Origin of the sequence: Halorubrum sp. SD626R, from assembly GCF_001261915.1 — an archaeon.
In the GTDB taxonomy this organism is placed as follows: domain Archaea; phylum Halobacteriota; class Halobacteria; order Halobacteriales; family Haloferacaceae; genus Halorubrum.
The window spans coordinates 1-4,895 of sequence record NZ_CVRT01000120.1; the positions used below are offsets into that span (position 1 = coordinate 1).

At 68.2% G+C, this 4,895-nt stretch carries 4 protein-coding genes; 3 read left to right on the forward strand and 1 reads right to left on the reverse strand.

The genetic code is table 11. The annotated features are described in order from the left end of the window. On the forward strand, positions 1–1,104 hold a 1,104-nt coding region (locus SD626R_RS12605), incomplete at its 5' end, for a pyridoxal phosphate-dependent aminotransferase (RefSeq protein WP_092566696.1). A gap of 390 nt (positions 1,105–1,494) precedes the next feature. On the opposite strand, the gene SD626R_RS12610 is transcribed toward SD626R_RS12605, so the two are convergent. After that, the gene (locus tag SD626R_RS12610) at positions 1,495–2,139 is read right to left on the reverse strand and encodes an FAD-dependent oxidoreductase (RefSeq protein WP_092566697.1); all 645 of its coding nucleotides are present in this window, start codon (positions 2,137–2,139) and stop codon (positions 1,495–1,497) included. A 322-nt stretch (positions 2,140–2,461) separates the two neighbouring features. Between SD626R_RS12610 and SD626R_RS12615 the strand changes: the two genes are divergently transcribed. Together SD626R_RS12615 and SD626R_RS12620 are read left to right on the forward strand one after the other, a co-directional pair. After that, positions 2,462–4,219 carry a 2-oxoacid:acceptor oxidoreductase subunit alpha gene (locus SD626R_RS12615; RefSeq protein ID WP_092566698.1) on the forward strand — a complete coding sequence of 586 codons (1,758 nt, stop codon included), beginning with the start codon at positions 2,462–2,464 and terminating at the stop codon, positions 4,217–4,219. 3 nt (positions 4,220–4,222) lie between these two features. Continuing rightward, positions 4,223–4,895, forward strand: a 673-nt coding sequence (locus tag SD626R_RS12620) for a 2-oxoacid:ferredoxin oxidoreductase subunit beta (RefSeq protein WP_092566699.1), incomplete at its 3' end; no start/stop codon positions are given.

The window sequence follows — 4,895 nt, forward strand, 5'->3', positions numbered from 1 at the left end:
ATGGAGTACGAGGAGCCGAAGTTCTTCCACGTGATGCAGTACGCGGCCGCGGCCGACGGCGACGTCATCGACATGGTGAGCGGCAACCCCGACTGGGAGCCGCCGGCCGCGCTGCGGGAGGCGCTCCGCGAGTACGCCGACCTCCCGCCGGACGCCTTCCAGTACCCGCCCAGCGAGGGGTTACTGGAGCTCCGGGAGGCGATCGCCGAGCGCCGGAACGTCGACGCCGACCGCGTCGTCGTCACGAACGGGACCGGGGAGGCGAACTACCTCGCGATGGCGCGCGCGTTCGAGCGCAGCGCGGGCGACGAGGCGATCCTCACCGACCCCGTCTACCCGTACTACCCCGGCAAGGTGGACATGCTCGGCGGCGAGGCGACGCTCGTCCCGACCGAGCGCGACGGCGGCCTCGACCTCGCGGCGATCCGCGACGCCGCGAGCGAGGAGACCGCACTCATCGTCCTGAACACGCCGAACAACCCGACCGGAGCGATATACGGCCTCGACGCGGTCCGCGAGGTCGTCGACATCGCGGACGCGGTCGACGCCCTCGTCGTGGTCGACGAGGTGTACGACCACTTCGACCTGACCGGCGAGTTCGAGTCCGCGCTGACGCTCGACTCCGACCGCGTGATCGTCACCAGCGGCTTCTCGAAGTCGATGGCGATCACGGGGTTCCGGGTCGGCTACGGGGTCTTCCCCGACGAGCACGTCGGCGACGCGAAGACGCGACACATGCTCGTGAACGTCGCCGGCGCGCGCCCCTCGCAGTATGCGGTCCAGCACGCGCTCGCGGAGACGCCGCCCGACTACTACGCCGAGTCCCGCGGGCTGCTCGCCGACCGCGTCGACGCCTTCACCGACGCGCTCGACGCGGCCGGCGCCGAGTACAGCCGTCCCGAGGGCGCCTTCTACGTCCTCGCGCGCTTCGAGGGGTTCCCTGGGACGATGACGAACGTGAAGCGCCTCGTGGACGAGGCCGGCGTCGCCGGGATGCCCGGCGAGGCGTTCGGGTCCGCGCGCGACGAGTGGATCCGGTTCGCCCTCGTCACGCCCCGGGCCGTCGAGGCCGCGGAGCGACTCGCCGATTACTTCGGCGACTGATCTGTGACGGATCGCGGTGGCGCGTGCCTGCGAGCGGCCGCCATCGGCGGCCGCGAGACAGCACGCGCGAGGGAGTCGCTGGCGCGTTCCGCGCCAGCGACGAGGTTGGGGAGGAGTGAGGCGCGGTGCGGTTGTGGTCGGGTGGGGATCAAAGGGACAGCCGCGAGGACGAAGCACGGCACAGCAAGCACCGCAGCGAAGGAGCGGTAGCGACTGAGCAAGGAGCGCAGCGATCGTGCGCCGTCCTCACGGCTGGGGCTTTTGCGGTGTTCACCGAAGATCCAGTGGCAACCGCGTGCGTCGCCCTCGCGACTGGGGCTTTTGCGGTGTTCTCAGCCCATCTGCACTCAGGTAATTATAAGCGATCGACCAGAACGTGGTAAATTGCGTCTAGCCGAAGTTCTCGACCTTCGCGGCGTCGGCGTCACCGCCGGCGGCCTCGATCGCGGCCTCGGCGTCGGCCACCAGATCGGCGAAGCCGTAGACGAAGACGGTCTCGCCCTCGGTTCCGGTCAGCGCCTCGGCGACCGCCTCGTCGAGAGACTCGTCGGCGTCGAGGAGGTGGATCGCGGCCCCGCGCTCCTTCAGCCGGTCCAAGCGGTCGGCGTGCGACACGTCGTCGTCGCGGTAGACGACCGCGGCCTCGGCGCCGTCGTCGAGCGCGCGCTCAGCGATGGCGACCGCCGGGCCGACGCCCGGGCCGCCCGCGATGACGACCGCGCGCGGCTCGCCGTCGTAGTGCTGGTCGCCGAACGGCCCGGAGAGCGTCATCTCCGTGCCCGCCTCGGCACCGGCGAGGAACGCCGAGAAGTCGCCGCCCTCGTCGGGGTCGATCCCGACCGTGACCTCGAACGTGTCGCCGACCGTCGGCGACGAGAGGGTGTAGAAGCGGGCGACCGACTCGCCGTCGATCTCCGTGCCGAGCTTGACGAACTGGCCGGGTTCGGCCGCGAACCCGTCGGGCGCGTCGAACCGGAGGGCGTACGTGTCGCGGCCGACCGACTCGACCGCGCTGACCGTCGCTGTCGTGTCCATACGCCCGATCCGGTCGGCGGACACAAACGTGTTCCCGTCCGCGTCGGTGCTGCCCGTGTCGAAAGCGCAAGGAGGCGCGCGCGAGCTCGACGGCCGAACGCCGGGACGCGCCGTAACGGTTCGACGAACGTCGAAACTCGATGCGACGAAGTGGGTCGATCGTGAGGATTAGAGAAAACATTTATTCAATTATTATCCATGTATTCTTCATTTATAAAATATATCTGGTCATATTTGGAATGTACTGACCGATCGTTCGGGAAGGCGTCGGTGGCTCCTTCCAGAAGTCTTTTGATGAGTCCGGCGAAAGCCCCGTCATAGCATGGCCGCGGACTTCAATTGGGCCGTCGGCGGAGAGGCCGGCGACGGCATCGACTCGACCGGGAAGATCTTCGCGCAAGCGCTCTCTCGGGCGGGTCGACACGTGTTCACGTCGAAGGACTTCGCCTCGCGGATCCGGGGCGGCTACACCGCCTACAAGGTGCGGACCTCCGTCGACAAGGTACAGAGCGTCGTTGATCGGCTCGACGTGCTCATCGCGCTGACCCCGCGGACCATCGAGGAGAACCTCGACGAGCTCCACGAGGGGTCGGTGGTCATCTACGACGGTGAGCGGACCACGATGCAGGACGTCGAGATCCCCGACGAGATGGTCGGGATCGACGTCCCGCTCAAGCGGCTCGCCGAGGAGGCCGGCGGGGCGATCATGCGGAACGTCGTCGCGCTCGGCGCCGCCTGCGAGGTCGCCGAGTTCCCGATCGAGAACCTCGACTCCGCGCTGGAGAAGCGGTTCAAGGACAAGGGACAGAAGCTCGTCGACAACAACAAGGAGGCCGCCCGCGCGGGGCGGTCGTACGTCGCCGACGAGTACGACCACGAGTTCGACTACGACCTAGAGACGACCGACGAGGACTACGTGCTCCTCAACGGCGACGAGGCCATCGGCATGGGCGCCATCGCGGCCGGCTGCCGCTTCTACGCCGGCTACCCGATCACGCCCGCGACCGACGTGATGACGTACCTCACCGGCCGGATCGAGCACTTCGGCGGCCACGTCGTCCAGGCGGAAGACGAGCTCTCCGCGATCAACATGGCGCTCGGCGCGGCACGCGGCGGCGCCCGTGCGATGACCGCGACCTCCGGTCCCGGGATCGACCTGATGACGGAGACGTTCGGACTCATCGCCACCTCGGAGACGCCGCTCGTCATCTGTAACGTGATGCGCTCCGGGCCGTCGACCGGGATGCCGACGAAACAGGAGCAGGGCGACCTGAACCAGATGCTGTACGGCGGCCACGGCGAGGTCCCCCGGTTCGTGCTCGCGCCGACGACGATCGACGAGTGCTTCTGGAAGACGGTCGAGGCGTTCAACCTCGCCGAGAAGTACCAGCTCCCCGTCTACCTCACCGCCGACCTCTCGATGGCGGTCACCGAGCAGACGTTCTCCCCGGAGACCTTCGACATGGACGCGGTCGAAGTCGACCGCGGGAACGTCGTCGACGAGACGACGATCGACGACCACATGAGCGACACCGACGGCTTCCAGCCCCACGAGATCACCGACGACGGGATCTCGCCGCGGGCGTTCCCCGGCACGGCCGACGGCGCGCACATGTCCACCGGCCTCGAACACGACGAGCAGGGCCGCCGGACCGAGGACACCGAGATGCGCGTCGCGCAGGTCGACAAGCGCAACCGGAAGGTCGAGACGGCCCGCGAGCGCGAGGACTGGAGCCCGCGCGAGTTCGGCGACGCCGACGCCGACACGCTCGTGATCTCCTGGGGGTCGAACGAGGGTGCGATCGCCGAGGCGGTCGGGCTCCTCGACGACGAGGGGCAGGACGTGCGGGTGCTCTCAGTGCCGTACGTCTTCCCGCGGCCGGACCTCTCCGAGGACGTCGCGGCCGCGGAGAACGTCGTCGTCGTGGAGTGCAACGAGCGGGGACAGTTCGCGGACCTCGTCGAGCACGACGTGCTCGAACGGGTCGACCGCGTCAACAAGTACAACGGCGTGCGGTTCAAGGCCGACGAACTCGCAGCGGAGATCAAAGCAACCCTCGCGGAGGGGGCGGAGGCGTAACCAATGAGCTCAGACATTCGATTCACCGACTTCAAGTCCGACAAGCAGCCGACCTGGTGCCCGGGATGCGGCGACTTCGGGACCATGAACGGCATGATGAAGGCGCTCGCGGAGACGGGCAACGACCCCGACAACACCTTCGTCGTCGCCGGCATCGGCTGTTCCGGCAAGATCGGCACGTACATGCACAGCTACGCGCTCCACGGCGTTCACGGGCGCGCGCTCCCGGTCGGGACCGGCGTCAAGATGGCCCGGCCCGACATCGAAGTGATGGTCGCCGGCGGGGACGGCGACGGCTACTCCATCGGCGCGGGCCACTTCGTCCACGCCGTCCGACGCAACGTCGACATGACGTACGTCGTGATGGACAACCGGATCTACGGGCTGACGAAGGGACAGGCGTCGCCCACCTCGCGCGACGACTTCGAGACCTCGACGACGCCGGACGGACCGAAGCAGCCGCCCGTCAACCCGCACGCCCTGGCGCTGGCGTCGGGCGCGACGTTCATCGCGCAGTCGTTCTCCTCGGACGCGCTTCGCCACCAGGAGATCATCCAGAAGGCCGTCGAGCACGACGGGTTCGGCTTCGTGAACGTCTACTCGCCGTGCGTCACGTTCAACGACGTCGACACCTACGACTACTTCCGCGACTCGCTCGTCGACCTGAAGGAGGAGG

Coding starts and splice junctions, on each gene's coding strand:
- SD626R_RS12610 (WP_092566697.1), bottom strand. CDS start 2,139: ATGGACACGACAGCGACGGTCAGCGCGGTCGAGTCGGTCGGCCGCGAC.
- SD626R_RS12615 (WP_092566698.1), top strand. CDS start 2,462: ATGGCCGCGGACTTCAATTGGGCCGTCGGCGGAGAGGCCGGCGACGGC.